This window comes from Cloacibacillus sp. An23, from assembly GCF_002159945.1.
GTDB lineage: Bacteria > Synergistota > Synergistia > Synergistales > Synergistaceae > Caccocola.
Genome location: NZ_NFJQ01000005.1, coordinates 182,386 through 200,216 on the forward strand (window position 1 = coordinate 182,386; position 17,831 = coordinate 200,216).

The window sequence follows — 17,831 nt, forward strand, 5'->3', positions numbered from 1 at the left end:
GCTAATCTTCTTCCGTCTCGCCGTCGGACTGCTGCATTCCAAGATATTCCTGCTGTATCGTCGGGTCGTTCAGAAGTTCCTCGCCGACGCCCTCGCGGGTAACCTGTCCCGTCTTGATGACGTAAGCGCGGTGTGCGACTTCCAACGCGAGGAATGCGTTCTGCTCGACTATCAATATAGTCTGTCCTCTTTCTTTATTAAGCTGCACTATTTTGTCGAAGAGTTCGTCGATTATGATAGGCGCCAGCCCCAGCGAAGGCTCGTCCATGCAGAGCAGCTTCGGCCGCGCCATCAGCGCGCGTCCTATGGCGAGCATCTGCTGCTCGCCGCCGGACAACGTTCCGCCCTTTTGTTTGAGCCGTTCGCGCAGGCGCGGGAAGAGCGAAAGCACCTCTTCAAAATCTTTCTCGATAGCTTCTTTACCGTCTTTGCGGTTGAACATGCTCACCATAAGATTTTCTTTCACCGTAAGGTTGGGGAAGATCCTCCGTCCCTCGGGCACCAGCGAAATCCCCCTCGTGACGGTCTCATAAGAGGTCGAAGGAAGCTTTTCTCCGCAGAACGTTATGACGCCGGATTTGATTTCTTTATCCCCCGCTATGCTGCGCAGAAGCGTAGACTTCCCGGCTCCGTTGGCGCCGACCACGGAAACTATTTCCCCCTCGTCTATATGGATTGACACATCCTGCAAAGCGTGTATGCCGCCGTAATAGACGTTGATGGAATCGACGTTGAGGAAATTGCTCACACTCTGCGCCTCCTTTCGCCGAGATAAGCTTTGATGACCTTAGGGTCTGTCTGGATTTCTTTAGGAGTGCCCTCGGAAAGAAGCTGGCCGAGATTCAAGACGTAAATCCTCGAACAAAGCCGCAGGACTATATCGATATGATGCTCTATCATAACGACCGTCAGGTTGAACATCTTGTAGATGCCTCTTAGAAGCTCCACAAGCTCCTGACATTCGTCGTTGTTCATTCCAGCCGCCGGCTCGTCGAGCAGCAGCAGCTTCGGCGACGCGGCGAGCGCGCGCGCTATCTCGAGCCGCCTCTGTGAGCCGTACGGGAGCGTGCCCGCCTCTCTGTCCTTTTGGTCTGCAAGCCCGAGTATGGAGAGATATTCCAGCGCGCGCTCCTCCGTCTCGTGCTGCGTCTGTTTTACGACCGGCAGCCCCAGCATCGCCGACCAAATCGAATATTTCGGCGTGCTGTGCATCGGAATCGAGACGTTCTCAAGCACGGTCATTTTCGGGAAAAGCCTGATGTTCTGAAACGTTCTGCTAATTCCGTAATTTGCAATGACCGCCGGTTGTTTGCGTACGAGGCTTTTACCGTCGAACTCTATCTCCCCGGCCGTCGGCTTGATGTAGCCGGTGATGGAGTTGAAGAACGTCGTCTTCCCCGCGCCGTTCGGGCCGATAAGGCCGACGAACTCGCCTTGGTTTACGTGTACGCTGACATCCTCGATCGCATGAAGTCCGCCGAAAAATATGCTCATATGCCTGACGTCGAGCAGCGGAGTATTGTTGTTATCCATTCGTCTTCGCACCGCCCTTCCTCTTAAACAGACCGACGAACCATTTCCATGAAATCTCTTGATAGCCCATAAGCCCTTCGGGCTTGAACTGCATTATGAGCACGAAAGCCGCGCCGTAGAAGACGAGACGCCACAGCTGCAGGAAACGCAGCACTTCCGGCAGGACAACGAGAACGACGGCCGCGAGCATAGGGCCGGACAAACTTCCCATGCCGCCCAAGACGACGGAGGCGAGCAGGTCGTCGGACTTCGCTTCGGCGAACGTGGTCGGCGCGATATAGGTTGCGAAGAACGAGAAAAGTCCGCCCGAGATGCCGCCGTAGAAGGCGCTTATCATCAGCGATACGAGTTTCGTTTTCACGACGTTGACGCCGACCATCTCAGCGGCTAGCTCCTGCTGCTGGACGGCGACGCAGTTCTTGCCGTACTGCGATTTTAGGAAGTTCCTCATGAGGAAGACCATCAGGACGGTGATAGGCACTACCACCCAAACGGTCGAGAGGCGGGGAATTTCAGAAATTCCGTGCGCCCCTTGGAAGACTGGGTAAATGTTCGAAATGCTGATGCGTATGACGGCGACGAAGCCGAGCATTACGATTGCGAATGCGTCGCCCGCCATTTTGTTGCGCAGGGCGGGGTATCCTATGATTACGCTGACCAACACGGCGCAGAGGCCTCCGCATACGATTGCGAGAAGGAACGGAACGCCCAAGTGTTTAAAGAATATTACCGCCGCATATCCGCCGACTGCGAGGAAACCGGCGTGTCCGATTGAAAATATGCCGGTATAGCCTGTGAGCAGCACCAGCCCGGAAACGGCTATTATGTTGACGCAGGCGAATATTACAAGAGACATTATATACATTTTGCCGTTCCCCCTTCCTTATAATTTGTCGCCGGTGTCGTTGCCTAGGATTCCATTAGGCAGGAAGATCAGCACGACGATAAGGACGCCGAACGAGAACAGGTCTCTGTATGACGATGAGATGTAGCCTGAAATTATCGTCTCCAATATGCCCAAGATGAAGCCGCCGAGAACCGCTCCCGGAAGGCTTCCCAAGCCTCCTATGACGCTTGCGATGAAAGCCTTGCTGGATATTGCGCCGAGCGTCGGATAGACGGCATACTTCATGCCGGTAAAGGTGCCCGCTATCGCCGCGGTGATGCCCGATATGGCGAAAACTATGAGAGAAATTCTATCGACGTTGATTCCCATCAGGCCGGCTGTATCTGTATCGTGCGCGCTCGCCCTAATTGCGATGCCATATTTAGTTTTATCGATAAACACCCACAGGACGAGCAACGATATGAGAGAGACAAGAAGCGAGAAAATATCGAGCGCGCCCATACGTATTTTCCCCATAGCGAAGATACGGAACGGAAGGTCGCAGTTGAGGCTTCTCAGGTTGGCGCTCATCATGATGGTCATAAAGTTCTGAATCAAAATATTAACGCCCATCGCAGAAATCATTAGGAAGAGGCGCGAAGCTTTCATTTTTCGAAGAGATCTGTACGCGACGATTTCAGTAGCGACGGAGACGAGCACTCCGACGACGATGGCTCCGCACAGACCGGAGAGCAGCGAGGTCATGCCGAGTTCATGCACCATGAAATAAGCGCCGTAAGCCGCGCACATCATAATGGCGCCGAAGGCGAAATTCGTAAACTTAAAAATACTGTATATCAGCGCATATCCAACTGCAAGAAGGGCGTAGATTCCGCCTATTGAAAGGCCCGTTACAAGCTGTTGTATAAAAAGCGTTGTAGACATAATTTGTACTCAACTCCGTTTGCGACGCGTGCGCGGCGGCGCGGGCCGCCGCGCACGACATTGAAAATTTTATGCTTGGTGCGGCATAAACGGTTTTTTAGTTAGTTCTGAGGCTTAACCTTATCGAACAGAGTATATTTGCCGTCCTCTACCTTGAGTATCGTTACGCTTTTGTTGAGCGGATTGTGCGTAGCCGGGTCGATCGTAAAGGGTTCGGTGAAGAGCGGGACGTCTTTCGCCGTATCAAGAGCTTTTTTAAGGACTTCGCCGTCGAAGCTGTTCGTCTTATGTACAGCCCACTCAAGCAACTTTATGCCGTCAAGGCCGTAATAAGCGTAAATATTCGCTTTGTATCCTGTGCTCTTGTGCCTTTCGTCAAAAGCCTTCTTGTATTCGGCGTAGGCTGGTTCCTCGTCTATCATCGGCGTGGAGATATAGGCGCCTTCAACCTGCGGGCCGGCCGTTTCGAGAAGCTCAGGCGCATATACGCCGTCTGTGAACAAATAGGTGAACTGGAGGCCGAGCTGCTCCGCCTGTTTCGCTATCAGCGTCGCGAACCTATATTCCGCCGCGGGGGCGAAGAGCACCGTCGCCCCGGTGCCGCCGATCGTCGAGAGCTGGGCACGGAATTCAACATCGCTCATCTGATAGGACTGGGCGCTTATCACTTCTCCGCCGAGGCGCTTATACTCGTCGGTAAAGAACTTGAGTATGCCCTGTGCGTAAAGGTCTTCTACACCGGCTATCGTCGCCAGCTGCTTGATGCCGAGCTTGTTGTAGGCGAAGTCGGCCATAGCGGCTCCCTGATACGGGTCGGCAAACGAAACTCTGTACATGTACGGCTGGACTTTGCCGGTCTCTTCGCTGACGGTTATCTTCGCGTTCGTCGCGCCTATCGTTATGCACGGGGTCTTGCTCTCGTTGCAGAGCGTGATTATCGGAAGGGCGTATCGGCTGCCGGTCGGTCCCACGATCGCGATAACTTTGTCCTGCTGTATCATCTTGTTGACTGCGGTGACGGATTCCGTAAGCGCGTCGCGTCCAGCATCGTACGACACGAGTTCGACCTTTTTGCCGAGCCATCCGCCTTTCGCGTTGATCTCTTCAACGTAGTCCTCGATGGCCATTTTTGGCGGAATGTCCGTATATGCGCCCGGGCCGGTCAAGTTCGCCAAGAAGCCGATTTTGACGGTATCTCCGCTCCATCTGGCCGCCATGTCCGGGTCTTCGGCTGCGAAGGCTGGAGCGCAGAAAGCTGCGAAGCCCATCGCGGCCGCTGCAAATGCCGACGCGAAAGTTTTACTGCTCAATTTCACCATGACGTTACCTCCTTATATAATTTTCGTTTTTTTGCGAATTCATCTTAATGCTGCGTGAAAAACTGCCGTATTTTTAATTAGCGGGCTTTACTCTTTCAAACAGCGTGTATTTGCCGTCTTTTACCTGCAGTATCGTGACGCTCTTGTTGAGCGGGTCGTGCGTCTTGGGGTCGATCGTGAACGGTTCCGTAAAGAGTGGGACGTCCTTCGCGGACTCAAGAGCCTCTTTTATCTTCGTGCCGTCAAAGCTCTGGGCTTTGTTGACGGCCCATTCGAGCAGCATTATGCCGTCCATGCCGTAGTAGGCGTAGAGGTTCGCCTTGTATCCGGTGCTCTTGTGCTTTTCGTCGAAGGCTTTCTTGTATTCGGCGTAGGCGGGTTCTTCATCGATCATCGGCGTAGAGATGTAGGCGCCTTCGATTTGCGGACCGGCAGTCTCAAGAAGCTCAGGAGCATATACGCCGTCTGTGAAGAGGTAGGTGAACTGGAGGCCGAGCTGCTCCGCCTGCTTCGCTATCAGCGTCGCAAATCTGTATTCCGCCGCGGGGGCGAAAAGCGCGTCCGCACCGCTGTCGCCTATCGCGGAAAGCTGGGCGCGGAACTCGACGTCGTTCATCTGATATGCCTGCGAGTTGACCACTTCGCCGCCGAGACGTTTAAATTCGTCGGTGAAGAATTTGAGAATGCCCTGCGCGTAGAGATCGTCAACGCCGGCTATTGTAGCGACTTTCCTAATTCCCAGCTTGTTGTATGCGAAGGTCGCCATCGCCGCTCCCTGATATGGGTCTACGAACGATACGCGGAACATGTACGGCTGGACTTTGCCGGTCTCTTCGCTGACGGTTATTTTCGCGTTCGTCGCGCCTATCGTTATGCAGGGGGTCTTCGTTTCGTTGCACAGCGTTACGATGGGAAGCGCGAAGCGGCTGCCGGTCGGTCCTACGACGGCGATAACCTTATCCTGCTGGATCATTTTGTTGACGGCCGTTACGGATTCCGTGTAGGGGTCGCGTCCCGCGTCGTAAGGAACCAGCTCGACTTTCTTTCCGAGCCATCCGCCTTTGGCGTTTACCTGTTCAATATAGTCCTCGATGGCCATCTTGGGCGGAATGTCCGTGTAAGCGCCCGGCCCCGTCAAGTTGGCGAGGAAGCCTACTTTTACCGTATCCCCGCTCCATCTCACAGACATATCGTCCGCAGCCTCGGCGCGGGCGCATCCTGCGGCGAACAAACCAACCACTACCGCCGCCGCGACGGCGGCAAGCTTCTTAAACATCGATGAAACCTCCTTTAGTTTTTCAGAGAAAAAATTTCCCTGTAAAGCGCTTTAGTTGTCAACCACACATTTTGCAAGATGATGCTCGACGAAATATCCCGCTTTTTTGGGGTCTCGTTCTTTTATTGCTTCGGCTATCTTTGTGTGCGCATCTATGGTAGAGTCAAGAAGCCCTAAGTCTTCTTTGTAACGTTTCCACATGTGAGTGTCGGCTTTGGCGAGGAGGCCTCGGCTGATTTTCAGTATTTCTTCGTTATTAGAGGCTTCGGCTATCGCGAGGTGGAAGGCGCTGTCTATATCGAAGAAAAGATTTATATCGCCCGCCGCGAGCGCGCTCTTTGATTTTTCAATCAGTTCTTCAAGTCTTGCAATCTGCTCCGGCTCGGCGCGTCTTGCCGCCATAACCGCCACCGACGGCTCCAGGGCTATGCGCGCCTCAAGCGCTTCAAACGAACCGTTTACGGTTTCTGTATCTTCGAGAAATTTGTCAAGGATGCCGCGCGGACCGAATTTGCCGTAGAGAGCGTCATGTGCGATGAAAGTACCTTCGCCTGGAACGCGCGTGATGATACCCATGATTTCAAGCGCGGAGAGAGCCTCGCGCACAGAAGTACGGCTTATGTCGCTCTGTCTGACTATTTCAAGCTCGTTTGGCAATTTGTCGCCAGGCTTCAAATCTCCGCTTTCGAGCAAAGAAAGTATCCTCTTGACAATGATGGCCGGCTTTTTTGTAGAATCTTGCTTCGGAAACAATTCTTCCATTCCCGACACCTACTTTTATATACTCATTTTATGTATGACATAGTATGTATTTTGTGATAAGTGTATCATGAAAACATGTTTTGTCAATGGACTAATAGAGATTATAAAAAAGCGGCGCTTGCTTTTACGCAAGTGCCGCGCCGTGTGTCTTTTATAGAAAATTTAGCCGGTCACGGCCTACTTTCCCAGCATCATCAGCGCGAAGACTTTCGCTTCGTTCAGCATGTGGGCTATTTCGATGTGCTCGTTCGGCATGTGGGCGCAGTCTACTTCCTGTCCCCATACGACGGCGGGGATTCCTGCGCGGCGGAAGAAGGCTCCGCAGGTGCCGCCGCCGACGCCGCCGACCTTCGGCTTCATGCCGGGATAGACCTCGGCGAGAGCCGCCAGCAGCGTCCTGACGACAGGGGCGTCCTCCGCCGTCGGAGCCGCGGCCTGTTCTTTCTGCGGGAAGCGGCGGGTTATCTTGACTTTGTATTTTTCCTCTGTTTTCTTCGTCTCCGCGTCGACGATTTTCAGCACTTCTTCGAGCGGGACGGAGGGAAGGACGCGGCAGTCGAAGCTGAACACCTCGAGCCCTGGCACTGTGTTTACGTTAGCGACATTGGCGCGGCGGCGCGTAGGCTCGAAGGTGGATTCTGGCGGGTCGAAAAGGTTGTCACGCTCGGGGAAAGCCGCGTGCAGGGCCTCGTCAAGCGCTACGGAGAGGGCGTTGGCGGCGCGGCAGGCGTTGACGCCGAGATGAGGCGTGCTGCCGTGGACCTGTTTGCCCTCGACGGTGAATTCCATCCAGCAGATGCTTTTTTCGGCTATTTCAACAAAATCGCCGTTCTCAGTCCCCATGTCCGGGACGATTACAAGGTCGTCTTCAGCGAAAAGGCCTTTCTTCAGGAGGTGGCAAATGCCGTATTCACTTCCAAGCTCTTCGTCGGCGACGAAGGCGAGGCAGACTTCGTACTCAGGGGTTACGCCGAGTTCTTTGAGCGCGCGGAGCGCGTAGAGCGACGCCACGAGCTCCTGCCCGTTGTCGTTGGAGCCGCGTCCGTAGACGCGCCCGTCCTTGACCTCGGCCTTGAAAGGATCCGTGTGCCACAGGGAGCGTTCGCCCTCGGGCACAACATCCATGTGCGCGACTATCCAGAGGCGGCGTTTCGTTTTTCCCGGAAAGCGTACGACAAGATTCGGACGCTCGCCGCCAGCAGCTTTCGGGTCGGGCAGCGCGTATGTGCTAACGTCGCTGAACCCAAGCTCTTTCAGTTTCTTTATCAGATATTCGGCCTTGTGGAATTCGCCGTCTCCGCCGTCCGCCGGGCCTATCGCAGGAATAGCGACCAGGCCGCACAGAGTCTGCACCATTTTCGGCTCAAGCTCTTCTATCTTCGCAAAAAGTTTTTCTTTCAAGTTATGCACCTCGTTCTCAGCGTTTTTGACGATACTTCACGATCAAGATTTTATAACAACGCCGCGCATTTTCAAGGTTTTATGAAGAGGAGGATGCCGGACCGCGCGCCAGTCGGAGCGCGGGCTCTGCCGCCATGCAGCAGGGTGGTCAACGAAGGCGTCCGTCCAAATGAGAGCGTCCGCAAGGCCAACCGGCTCTCCAACGGCATGTTCCGGCTCGCGCACTTACACGAGTGTGAATCTAAAAGGAAGCGATTTTCTCACTGCATGAATTTCACAGAAGAGGGCGTGGGCGCGCGGCTGCCGCGCGAGGACCGCGCGGAGCCTGCGTTACCTTTTGCTTCGCGCCGCGAGCCGGCCGTGCAGGCCGCTGCGGGGGACGCCTCATTAGGCCGCCGCTGCGCCGTCATGATACGAAAAGACGCGCCCCTTTGCAAAGAGGCGCGTCCGTGCGGCTTTTGACGTAAGCGTCTTACTTCTCGTCCTTCATCTGAGAGAAGATGTTGGCGAGGATTGCGCCGGAGATGTTGTGCCAGACGCTGAACACCGCGCCGGGAACCGTGGCGAGCGCCAGCGACGGGAAGGATGTAGCCGCGAGGCTCGTGGCCAGGCCGGAGTTCTGCATACCGACCTCGATGGCTATGGCCTTCTTCTTGGAGAGCGGCAGGCCGAGGGCGCGCGCTACGCCGTATCCGAGCGCGTAGCCGAGCAGGTTGTGCAGTATGACGACGGCGAAGACTATCAGGCCCGTATCCATGATGCGGGCGGAGTTCGCCGACACGACGGCGGCGACTATCATGACTATCGCGGTGACGGAGACGAGCGGCAGTATCTTGACGGCCTTCTGCGTCGTCTCGCTGAAGAACTTGTTGATGACGAAGCCGGCGCCTATCGGGAGTATGACGACCTGTACTATGGAGATGAACATCGACATCATATCGACAGTGACTGTTTCTTTAAGCAGCAGGTACGTCAGAGCCGGCGTGACGATCGGGGCGAACACGGTGGACACGCTCGTCATTCCGACGGAGAGAGCGACGTCGCCCTTGCTGAGGTACGTCATGACGTTCGACGACGTTCCGCCCGGGCATGTGCCGACGAGTATGACTCCGACGAGAAGCGCGTCGTCGAGCTGGAAGAGCTTGCCGAGAGCGAAGGCGAGCAGCGGCATGATGGAGAACTGCGCTATGAAGCCGATGATGATGTCTTTCGGACGCTTGAAGACGACGGCGAAGTCCGCGGGCTTCATCGTCAGCCCCATGCCGAACATGACTATCATAAGAAGCGTCGTGACCCAGCTCGTCTTTATCCAGTTGAGCGCCGACGGCTGGAACAGCGCGACGGCGGCTACTATGACGACTATTATCGCCATGTACTTACCGACAAGTTCGCTTAATTTTTCAAGAAACCTCATTACAAAAATCTCCTCCGCGCATGAAACAGCGCATATATTTCAAAACGCAACGTATTATAAGAACCGGCACACGGCGCTGTCAAACATGCGCCGGAGCGCGCCGCGCCGCGCAAATGCAGGCGAAAGCGCGTTCGCTGGCGGAGAACATATACCGAAGCGCGTATAACGGCAAACAAAAAGAGGGCATAATCATACGCCCTCTTTATTTTTTTAAATTTGTCGAAACTCTTAGCCGCAGTATCCGCCGTGCCAACCCGGGGCGTAATCATAGTGATGTCCGCCTCCGTGGCAATGGGACAGATACATCCCGCTCTGTTCAATGCCGCGCGCAGTTCCGGCCGCGTAGGATACGGCTCCAGCAGCGCCGCAAAGCGCCACGGCGATCACACACGCCTTCAGGAATTTCTTCATCATCGAGATCACTTCCCTTCCTCCAAACTTTCCGCGACGTATTATACACCTTATGAGGCGGACGCGCGTACGATCCGGCGTCCGCCGTTTATCCCCGGCGTCCGCGCCTTCCGCGCCCGTGCGGCTGCGGGGCGGCTGCCCTGACGGCTTCCTTCAGAAGCCTGCCAGCCGCCTCGACCCTGCCGTTGTTCCCACGCTCTCCGTACATCGCCGCGCCGAACGACATCCCGAGCATCAATCCCTTTACCAGCAAACCTACTGCGTTAGATGGACCGCGCATAATCCCCAGCTCCTTGCTATCCGTTTTATTGAAGATGCCGGGATTATTTTAACCGATATAGTTAGCCTGCGCTACCTATTTTTACGATTTTTGCTTTTCTTCGTTTTATTCCGGCGCGTTCGGGGCGCGCCCACGGCTCAGCCTATTTTTATGAAGCCGTTTGAGCTGATGGTGAGCGCATCCTTGCTGGTCAACTTTGAGCCTTTGACGTTGAGGCCGTATATGTTCACGCCGGTATTGCTGACGACGACCTTTGCATGTGAGTCGGCGGTACTGGTAAGCCTCACGGTCTTAGACGAAATGTTCGCGTCTTTGTCGTTCATCTCTATCTGCGCGCCGTCTTTTATCTTAATCAGCGCCGACTTATCCTTAAATTCGGCGCTCGAACCGTCCTTGTACTGAAGGGCGGCTTTGGCATTGTCGACGACAAGCCCAGACAGCTTTGTATCGTCGCTGATTTTGTCCGCCTCCGACGGATAGTCGCCGGGAGTGACGGGCACGCCGAGCTTGAGCTTCCCGTCCGAGGGCGCGTAGCCGAGCCACTGCTTCTGCTTGAGGCTTACTGTAGAGCCTTTGCTGCCGCCGCGCGCAATGAACCACTCGTCGGCATAGTCCACGCTGTCTCTCTTGGAAATCGAGACTGTATCCGTCGCCCTGCCGTATATAAGGTCCGATATGGAAGCTATACTGTGATGCGGCGGCCTCATGACTGTTATTTTCTGTGTGTTTCTCAGGAAATCGTTGTCTGCGCTGATTATATCGTCGGCCACCCCGTCGCCGTCGGCGCGGCCGACGCCCCAGTGCGCCGGGCCTTTCGGGTCGCTGATGCGCAAAGACGCGTGCACCGCATCCGTACCGGCGAGCCCAGCCGTGTTGTCGATGGGCGTTCCCACAAGCGGCACGCCGCCCGCGTGAAACAGTATATGCTCCCCGGCGTTCGCGGTGACGGAGGTGCCGGCGTTCATGTTGACGTTCGCCTTAACGGCGTTGAGCGAGATACCGCCGAGCTTATCCTCCTGCTTATACATGGCCACCAACATCACTATCAACGACGTCAGCTCCGGCAGCAGCGACGCGAGCGACGACGTGGTGTAGCTGCGCTGCGCCGCGGCTTTGCTGACTTTATTGTAGTTCTTGTCGTAGTAGAGCTTATTGTCATCCGAGGCCGGCTCTTCGATGATCGCTTCCGCCACATCCATGACGGAGCCACAAACCCTCAGCACCAGGGTGGACAAGAGGCCGACGAGCTCGGGCGTTCCGGCTTTGGCCTGTACGAGAGAGGTCGCCGTGCCGTCGTCCTTGACGGTCATCGCCATGTTGTACGCCGTCTTCGGCGCTATCCCGATATTGATCAGCTGGAGGGCCATATTGAGCGCGAGCATCGCGTCTTTTACTCCGTCCGCCCCCCACGACAGGGCGTTCGAGGTGTCGCCCGAATAGGCTTTGCTGAGCGAGGAGAGAGTATCGGAGACCGCCGTGCCGAACGACGAGCATGTGGCGGCCCACGTCGCGAGCGCCTTCGGGTCGGTGGTAGAGCATGTAAGATTGCGGAAGCCGCACAGGTTCGTCTTGACCACTCCGGCGAGATCTGTGCTGCACGTCGATGTAGCGTGCAGTGCCGTGTCGGTCGCGTTCACAGTGAGGTCGGACGACCCCGCGGACATCATGAGCCCGTTGCCCGAGGGCATAAGCATCGAGATTCCCTGCTTTTTATCCTCGTCGTTTATCGTTATCTGGTTGCCGCCCGCTGTGCGCAGCCCCGATATGTTGCGGTTGCCGGAGCCGTATATGCTGCCAGTCTCGCCGTTGGCGAGGACGCCGGAGATGTACGGGCGGTCCGGGTCGCCCTCCTCGAACGATACTAACGCCTCGACGCCGGGCTGCACCGGCAGCGCGAAGCCGCTGTCGGGCCCCGCCTGAAGCTGAGCCATTCGTATCCAGCACGAGGCGTTGCCGCCGCTGCGCCCCGATACGTCGAAGGGGAAGACGAGCTTGTAGCGCCCGTATTCGTCCGTCTCGGCGCGCGCGCCTCCGCCCGCGCCGTCCACGAAGGCGCGCATTACTCCGGTTATCTTAGCGCGCGGAGCTTTGCGCTCGGGGCGGTACGTCGTATCGGCCTCTATGCAGCGAAATTCGTTGCGGTAGAAGAGGTGCTCTTTCGCTCCGCGCAGCGGGATGCCGAGGCCGAGCGATATGAATGACTCCTGCGACCCCTCGTGAGTGACCTCGGTCACCATGTAGTCGCGGTTGAAGGAGGGGCTGTAATGCCCGTCGAGCGTGAATACCGCGCCGGGGCGCACGAGCGGCGAGGCGCTGACGCCGCTGTATATTTTGCCGCGGCATTTCAGCTCCTCGGCGCGTATCTCCGCGATGCGGAGGGCCTCCGCCTGAGTTTCGGCGTGCTCGTGCGCGAGGTAGACGTCGCCGAAGCCGTCGGGCGACACTTCGGCCTCCGCGACTATCGGCATGTTCGGGCTGCGCCAGCTGTAGCTGCGCACGACGACGCGCGCCGGGAGCGGCGTCCGGCAGAGCGAGAAATATGTCGCGACCTCGCCGCTTTTGCCGCCCTCAAGCCCGGTCGCGGGAGAGTAATAGAGCGTCCCCGCAGAGCCGTCGTGCGACTGCGGCGCGTCTGAGAATATCACCGTGTCGCCGTCGGGCGCGAAGTAGAAGTATGCCCCTTCGCGCTCCATGCGCCACGTTATGTAGTCGTAGAGGCTTTCCTCGTGCTGCATCGCGAATTCCTGGCGCGGGTAGTCGCCGCGCGTCAGCCGCATTTCGTAGGCGAGCGGGAAGAAGCGCTCGGAGGCGAAGAGCTCCTCGACGGTCTCGGGCGCGGTCTTGTCCAGGAATATCGCGCTCTGCACGAGCTGCGTGAATTTCCAGAAGGCCGGGCGAAGCTGTACGGTATAGTATGCGTAGTTTTTGAAGTGCCCGGTCTGCTTCGCCGAGGCGGGGCGGCCCGCGAATACCGCGTCGGGCGCGCCGTCGCGCTTTATCGTGAGCCTGGCGCGCCCGGAGAGAAGCACGCCGAGGTCTACGGAGAGGTTTTCGCTGACGAGGTCTATCTCAAAGGAGAAAAGGCTCGAGAGCCCCTCGGCGCCGCGAAAGCCGAGGACGCGGAAGGTGTCCTCCGCCATGCCCTCGGCCTCGAAGCGGAACAGTTCGCTGTCCGCGTTTTGTGCCATCGCGTATCATTCCTTTCATGACGTACGGGGAGCCATGCGGGGCGGAACGCGGCGGCATGCCGCACCTCCGCCCCGCGCGGCTGGGTCAGTCGCTGACGCTCACCTTGCCCGAAGAATTTATCTTTGTCATAAGCTGGACCGGCAGAGTCTCCGTGCCCGAGAGCACCAGCCCCGCGTCGAGTATGAAGTTGACGCTGAACGGCTCCGCCGGGTCCGGCGCGTATGTGACGGTCACGCCGCGCAGCCTCGGCTCGCAGCGTTCGATGAAATGCGCTATCTCTTTCTCGAAGCGCGGAATGTCCTCGCGGCTGTAGCTCACGCCGATGCTCGTGAAGTCCGGAATGCCGAACTCCTCGTCGAGCACGCTGCTGCCGCGCCGCGTGTTCAGAAGCTTGCCCACGTAGCCGATGACGGAGCGAAGCACCTCGGCGGGGTCCTCGAAGTTCCCGCGCTCGGGGTCGTGCTGCATCGCGCGCATCCGCTCCAGGAAGCGTATGGAGGACACGGCCTATTTACCCCGCGTCTCCGACGGCGAGAATACGACGCGGACGGCCCCGCGCGATTCCGAGTATTCGGCCTTCGCGGAAAGACGCGCGACTCCCTTGGCTGCCACGCCGGAGACGCGCAGGTAGCCCTTGTGCGACGCCGTCTGTATCAGCGAGAGACAGCCGCCGCTCATCGGTTTTTTCATAAACGGAGCGTTCTTCCACTCGCCCTTGAGGTCCACAGTGGCCCCGTTGACGTTTGTCGGGTTGTAGAACGACACGTTACCCGCAATGCCGTCGAGCGGAAGCACAAGCGCCACCGCCCCGCCGTCGAGCGTCTGTATCTCTGGGCTGCCGAGCGTCCCGCTTCCGGGAGACGAGCCCTTCGCGAGCTCCGTCCATTCGGGCGCGGGCGGCGTCGAAGGCGCGGGCGTCTCGACCGGCGGGAGCGGGCGCGGCGCGGGCGGAAGCTCCGCCGCGCGTTCGCCGCGCGAGAAGAGGAAGGCCATCGTGTTGCCTATGCAGCTTGTGCGCGTGCTGCGCGATACCGCGACGCCGAGGAGCAGCACGAGTATCAGCCATATCAGCAGCATCCAGCGGAATATGGTCCGTAGCGAGTTCATCTGCGCGTCACCAGCCTTGTTATGTTCGCCGGCAGCTCGGGATATTTCGGAGCCGCGGCCTTGGCGTCGTCGAAGATGCCGGAGGTGTTGGAGACTATCACCGGCACCTTGACGGTCTTGACCTCCGCCGCGTCGAGCTTGTCCGATACGCTCGGGAAGTCCATCGCGAAGAAGGTCTTTTCTCCCATGCGGAAGTCGGTCACGAATTCCTTGAAGCTCCCGTATTCGCGCGTCATATCGAAGCCCGGGAAGCTGATTACAAGCGTCACGCGCCCGGATTTTTCGGGGCTGTAGGTGAAGGCCGCCTCCTGCGGGTAGTTCTGGTTGACGAGCTGCTGCGGGCCGTCTTCGCCCTCGAGCGTCAGCGTCACCATGCTCGGGCGCAGCCTCGCTCCGGCGTTGACTATCGGCGGGCGCGAGCTTATGTGTACGCGGAAGGAGTCCTTACGCTCGGGCGGCAGGGGCTGCGACGCGGCGCTCGCGCCCTCCACGAGCATCTGGAGGAAGCCGTCGTCGAATGGGAACTGAGCGCCGTTCCACTCTGAGGGGACTGGCGCGCCGCCGCGGTGCGAGAGCAGGTCGCCGAGGTTGTTCTGTACAAAGAGCGGCACGACGCCGGTCTCGCCGAATATCGCCTCGCCTCCGCCGCGTCCGTAGAGCACGGTCGGGCTGTTGAGCACCTCGTCCTCCCAACGGCGCTGAATGAGCTGCGCCGTCTCGGCCGTGGCCTCGGCGGCGATGAAGTCCAGTATGCCGCCGAGCACCTCGCGCGCCGGCGACCATTCCTCGTCTATGAGGGCGAAGGCCTCGCCGAAGCTGAGCGCCGCGTCGTCGTATGGCTTCGCCTCGGGGTGCTCAGCGCCCTTTTCGCGGCCGAACTTCGCCGAGCATAGCGAGAAGGCCGACGAGGGGTTTGAGACCGTGCCCAGCAAAGTCCCGCAGTTTTCGAAGAACGAGCGCATGTCGGCCTCGGCCTTGACCAAATCGCCGACCTTCGCCTCGCTCTTGACGCCGGAGCGGAGCTGCGTCAGCAGCCCGGGGTTCGACTCGACGGCGGAGAACATGTTCCACAGCCGCGTCTTGCCCTTGCTTTCGCTGTTCGCAAGAGCCATCGCTACGACGGCGTCTACCTGCTGCATGCGTCCGACCCACGGCGGGCTGACCCTGCTTTCGCGCAGCGGCGCGCTCTCCGCCATGATGCGGCGGTAGACCTTGACGTGCGGAAGGTCGGATACCTTCGTTATCTTTTCGTAATCGGAATAGAACTCGAATTTTTCGTTTCTGAGCGACGGGCCGGCCTCGGTGAAGCGGCGCGCGAAATCTTCCCACGCCTTGGCGTAGTTCAGCAGATATTCCGATCTGAAGTTTTCGAGGTAGACGCTCAGCACGCCGGAGCCGCCGGCTATGTCCTCGATGTCCTCTATCGTGTCGCGGACTGCTTTGCGTCCCGCCGCCGTGTAGCAGAATTCTACCTGCGCGTCTGCATCGCTCTGGATCGGTATATGCCGCCAGAACTGCGATAGACGCACGTTCTCCGTGCTGTGCGACGAGTTGAGCTGCGCCGTAAGGTCGTTGAGCAGGTTGCTGCCGCGCCGCGTGAAGCTCTGGACGAGCAGCGAGCGCATCTCCGCCGCTATCGCGGAAAGCTGATCCTCGCTCTCCGTCCAACGCAGCGAGTTGATTATGAGCTGTCCGGTCACGGGCGTCCATTCCTTTTCGTTCAGTCTTGTCAGAGGAAAGGAGCCGGCGTCGTCCGAGGCCCCGTGCAGCGCCGCCGCGTCGAGGCCGGACTGCCCGAGGCGGTCGGCGAGCGCGGCGGAGAGCCACGCGAGCTCTATCGCGAGGTCCATGTCGCGCGCGCGCGTCTGCGGCGTGGATGGAGCGGCGAGTATAGCGCGGAACTGGTCGGTCATAGGACGGAGGATCAGGCGGTTCACATCGCTTACGTAGTCGCGCTTGACTCCGGCGAGAGCGCGCCCGAGCATATCCTCGCCCATCTTGGGCAGATACCACGACTCGTGCGCCCTTTCGAGCTTTTGTATGTAGGTCATCTCGGAGTAGAGGCGCGCGTAGGTCTCGGACATGTCGCCGCCGGCTCCCGCGAGCACGCCGGCGCTTTCTCTTCCGTAGCGGCTCTCCGCCGCGTGCGGGTCGTCGGACAATATCCTGTACTGGTATATGGTGTTGGCCGCCGTCAGCCCGCAGAACGAGAGCGTCAGCAGCAGCCAGCCGGCCATAAGCGCCGTCTTACCTCCGGCACCGACGGGGATTCCGGTGAACGGCCTCGGCTGCGGCGCGGCGAGCAGGACGCGCGAGACGAACTCGCCCGCGAACGCGGGACGGCGGTGTTCGCCGCGGCCCGACGGGCGCGAGGCGCAGAAGAACACTCCCGCTATTTCCGGGTTGACCTGGTGCGATAGCTCGCGCGACAGGTTTTCCGTCAATATGTCGAGCTTCGGCGCGAGCCCCCTGAGGCGGCGGAGCGCCGTCAGCATATCGCCGTGAGGCGCGGCTCCGCGCGCCGCGCCGTCGAGCAGGAACGTTTCGAGCTTTCCGGCGGCGGCCTCCGCGGCGCGTCCTCCGGGTGCGCAGGCGCTCCATCCTCCGAGCGCGCCCTCCGGCCCGTCGGGCAGGCAGCGCGATAGAAGCGCGCCCATTCCAGGCAGACTCTCGATCTCTTCGACAAGTATGTAGACCGGGTACAGCGCGTTAGCGGTCATCATTATCTGGTGGAGCCTGCCGCGGAGATCCTGCCCGAGAGCGTCCGCCTCGAAGTCGCTCATCGCCTCGAGCTCCGGCGCGCGCAGCGTCAGCACCACTCCTCTGAGCGGGGCGGAGCGTCTTCGCGCGGCGAGCAGCTCCTCAAGCTCGGATTCCCACGTCCTTTCGTCGCCGCAGCTGAGGCTCAGCAGGACGCACGAGCCGAGGAAGTGCCAGCGCAGCGGCGCTTCCCCCTCCGGCAGTCTGCGCCCGAAGCCGTCGAAGGGCGTTTCAACGCCGGCCTCTTTGCCGACGGCTATGAACCACGGCTGGCTCGCGCCGAAGCGGCGCGAAAAGCGCGACGGCGAGTTGAGTATGCATGACATTCCCTGGTTCCACGCGCTTCTCACGGAGCCTCCGGCGACTTCGGCCTCGGCCTTCGGGCTCCCGCTCGCCACCTTCGCGACGAAGGCGCGCTTGTCGCGCCAGCGCCAGAGCGCGAGCAGCCCGCGCCAGACGAGGTACAGGGCCGCGATGCCGAGCACCGCCGCCGCTCCGGTGAAGACGGGCCAGCCCTCGTACCACGAGAGCGCCGTCAGCGCGCCGAGCAGGACGAGCAGAAGCAGCAGGATAAGGATATATTTCAAAGCCTTGGAAAGAAATTTCAT

15 protein-coding genes are annotated in these 17,831 nt (G+C 58.9%); all 15 read right to left on the bottom strand.

The window, feature by feature from the left end; genetic code table 11:
* Nucleotide 1 precedes the first annotated feature (1 nt).
* The 15 genes from B5F39_RS06505 to B5F39_RS06580 all read right to left on the bottom strand — a co-directional run bounded on the left by B5F39_RS06505 (nt 2) and on the right by B5F39_RS06580 (nt 17,831).
* Nucleotides 2–748 (bottom strand): ABC transporter ATP-binding protein, encoded by a 747-nt coding sequence (locus B5F39_RS06505; RefSeq protein WP_087365150.1) that lies wholly within the window; start codon nt 746–748, stop codon nt 2–4.
* A complete protein-coding gene (locus tag B5F39_RS06510) occupies nt 745–1,533 on the bottom strand; it encodes an ABC transporter ATP-binding protein (protein WP_087365152.1) in 789 nt (262 codons plus the stop codon). Before B5F39_RS06510 ends, B5F39_RS06505 begins: the two co-directional genes overlap by 4 nt.
* Nucleotides 1,526–2,398 carry a branched-chain amino acid ABC transporter permease gene (locus B5F39_RS06515; protein ID WP_087365154.1) on the bottom strand — a complete coding sequence of 291 codons (873 nt, stop codon included), beginning with the start codon at nt 2,396–2,398 and terminating at the stop codon, nt 1,526–1,528. The genes B5F39_RS06510 and B5F39_RS06515 overlap by 8 nt, the downstream gene beginning before the upstream one ends.
* Before the next feature lie 18 nt (nt 2,399–2,416).
* Complete coding sequence (locus B5F39_RS06520; RefSeq protein WP_087365156.1) at nt 2,417–3,304, bottom strand: branched-chain amino acid ABC transporter permease; 888 nt, start codon at nt 3,302–3,304, stop codon at nt 2,417–2,419.
* Between the two features lie 101 nt (nt 3,305–3,405).
* Entirely contained in the window at nt 3,406–4,623 is a 1,218-nt protein-coding gene (locus B5F39_RS06525; RefSeq protein WP_087365158.1) for an ABC transporter substrate-binding protein, read from the bottom strand.
* A gap of 73 nt (nt 4,624–4,696) precedes the next feature.
* Complete coding sequence (locus tag B5F39_RS06530; protein WP_087365160.1) at nt 4,697–5,899, bottom strand: ABC transporter substrate-binding protein; 1,203 nt, start codon at nt 5,897–5,899, stop codon at nt 4,697–4,699.
* Nucleotides 5,900–5,950: 51 nt separating this feature from the next.
* On the bottom strand, nt 5,951–6,661 hold the full coding sequence (locus B5F39_RS06535) for a FadR/GntR family transcriptional regulator (RefSeq protein ID WP_087365162.1): 711 nt from the start codon (nt 6,659–6,661) through the stop codon (nt 5,951–5,953).
* 177 nt (nt 6,662–6,838) lie between these two features.
* The gene (locus B5F39_RS06540; protein ID WP_087365164.1) at nt 6,839–8,062 is read right to left on the bottom strand and encodes a M20 family metallo-hydrolase; all 1,224 of its coding nucleotides are present in this window, start codon (nt 8,060–8,062) and stop codon (nt 6,839–6,841) included.
* 472 nt (nt 8,063–8,534) lie between these two features.
* On the bottom strand, nt 8,535–9,476 hold the full coding sequence (locus B5F39_RS06550; protein WP_087365168.1) for a bile acid:sodium symporter family protein: 942 nt from the start codon (nt 9,474–9,476) through the stop codon (nt 8,535–8,537).
* 228 nt (nt 9,477–9,704) lie between these two features.
* Nucleotides 9,705–9,899 carry a hypothetical protein gene (locus B5F39_RS14005; RefSeq protein ID WP_143330672.1) on the bottom strand — a complete coding sequence of 65 codons (195 nt, stop codon included), beginning with the start codon at nt 9,897–9,899 and terminating at the stop codon, nt 9,705–9,707.
* A gap of 76 nt (nt 9,900–9,975) precedes the next feature.
* Entirely contained in the window at nt 9,976–10,167 is a 192-nt protein-coding gene (locus B5F39_RS14235; RefSeq protein WP_087365172.1) for a hypothetical protein, read from the bottom strand.
* Nucleotides 10,168–10,304: 137 nt separating this feature from the next.
* Entirely contained in the window at nt 10,305–13,355 is a 3,051-nt protein-coding gene (gene tssI, locus B5F39_RS06565; RefSeq protein ID WP_087365174.1) for a type VI secretion system tip protein TssI/VgrG, read from the bottom strand.
* An 85-nt stretch (nt 13,356–13,440) separates the two neighbouring features.
* Nucleotides 13,441–13,860 (bottom strand): type VI secretion system baseplate subunit TssE, encoded by a 420-nt coding sequence (gene tssE / locus B5F39_RS06570; protein WP_087365176.1) that lies wholly within the window; start codon nt 13,858–13,860, stop codon nt 13,441–13,443.
* A 3-nt stretch (nt 13,861–13,863) separates the two neighbouring features.
* Complete coding sequence (locus tag B5F39_RS06575; protein WP_087365178.1) at nt 13,864–14,463, bottom strand: hypothetical protein; 600 nt, start codon at nt 14,461–14,463, stop codon at nt 13,864–13,866.
* Nucleotides 14,460–17,831, bottom strand: coding sequence for a type VI secretion protein IcmF/TssM N-terminal domain-containing protein (locus tag B5F39_RS06580; RefSeq protein ID WP_087365180.1), 3,372 nt, complete (start codon nt 17,829–17,831; stop codon nt 14,460–14,462). The genes B5F39_RS06575 and B5F39_RS06580 overlap by 4 nt, the downstream gene beginning before the upstream one ends.

What these genes read in the sequence shown, in the direction of transcription:
- B5F39_RS06510 (WP_087365152.1), bottom strand. Translation starts at nt 1,533, where the DNA reads ATGGATAACAACAATACTCCGCTGCTCGACGTCAGGCATATGAGCATA.
- B5F39_RS06515 (WP_087365154.1), bottom strand. Translation starts at nt 2,398, where the DNA reads ATGTATATAATGTCTCTTGTAATATTCGCCTGCGTCAACATAATAGCC.
- B5F39_RS06520 (WP_087365156.1), bottom strand. Translation starts at nt 3,304, where the DNA reads ATGTCTACAACGCTTTTTATACAACAGCTTGTAACGGGCCTTTCAATA.
- B5F39_RS06525 (WP_087365158.1), bottom strand. Translation starts at nt 4,623, where the DNA reads ATGGTGAAATTGAGCAGTAAAACTTTCGCGTCGGCATTTGCAGCGGCC.
- B5F39_RS06530 (WP_087365160.1), bottom strand. Translation starts at nt 5,899, where the DNA reads ATGTTTAAGAAGCTTGCCGCCGTCGCGGCGGCGGTAGTGGTTGGTTTG.
- B5F39_RS06535 (WP_087365162.1), bottom strand. Translation starts at nt 6,661, where the DNA reads ATGGAAGAATTGTTTCCGAAGCAAGATTCTACAAAAAAGCCGGCCATC.
- B5F39_RS06550 (WP_087365168.1), bottom strand. Translation starts at nt 9,476, where the DNA reads ATGAGGTTTCTTGAAAAATTAAGCGAACTTGTCGGTAAGTACATGGCG.
- B5F39_RS14235 (WP_087365172.1), bottom strand. Translation starts at nt 10,167, where the DNA reads ATGCGCGGTCCATCTAACGCAGTAGGTTTGCTGGTAAAGGGATTGATG.
- tssI (WP_087365174.1), bottom strand. Translation starts at nt 13,355, where the DNA reads ATGGCACAAAACGCGGACAGCGAACTGTTCCGCTTCGAGGCCGAGGGC.
- B5F39_RS06575 (WP_087365178.1), bottom strand. Translation starts at nt 14,463, where the DNA reads ATGAACTCGCTACGGACCATATTCCGCTGGATGCTGCTGATATGGCTG.
- B5F39_RS06580 (WP_087365180.1), bottom strand. Translation starts at nt 17,831, where the DNA reads ATGAAATTTCTTTCCAAGGCTTTGAAATATATCCTTATCCTGCTGCTT.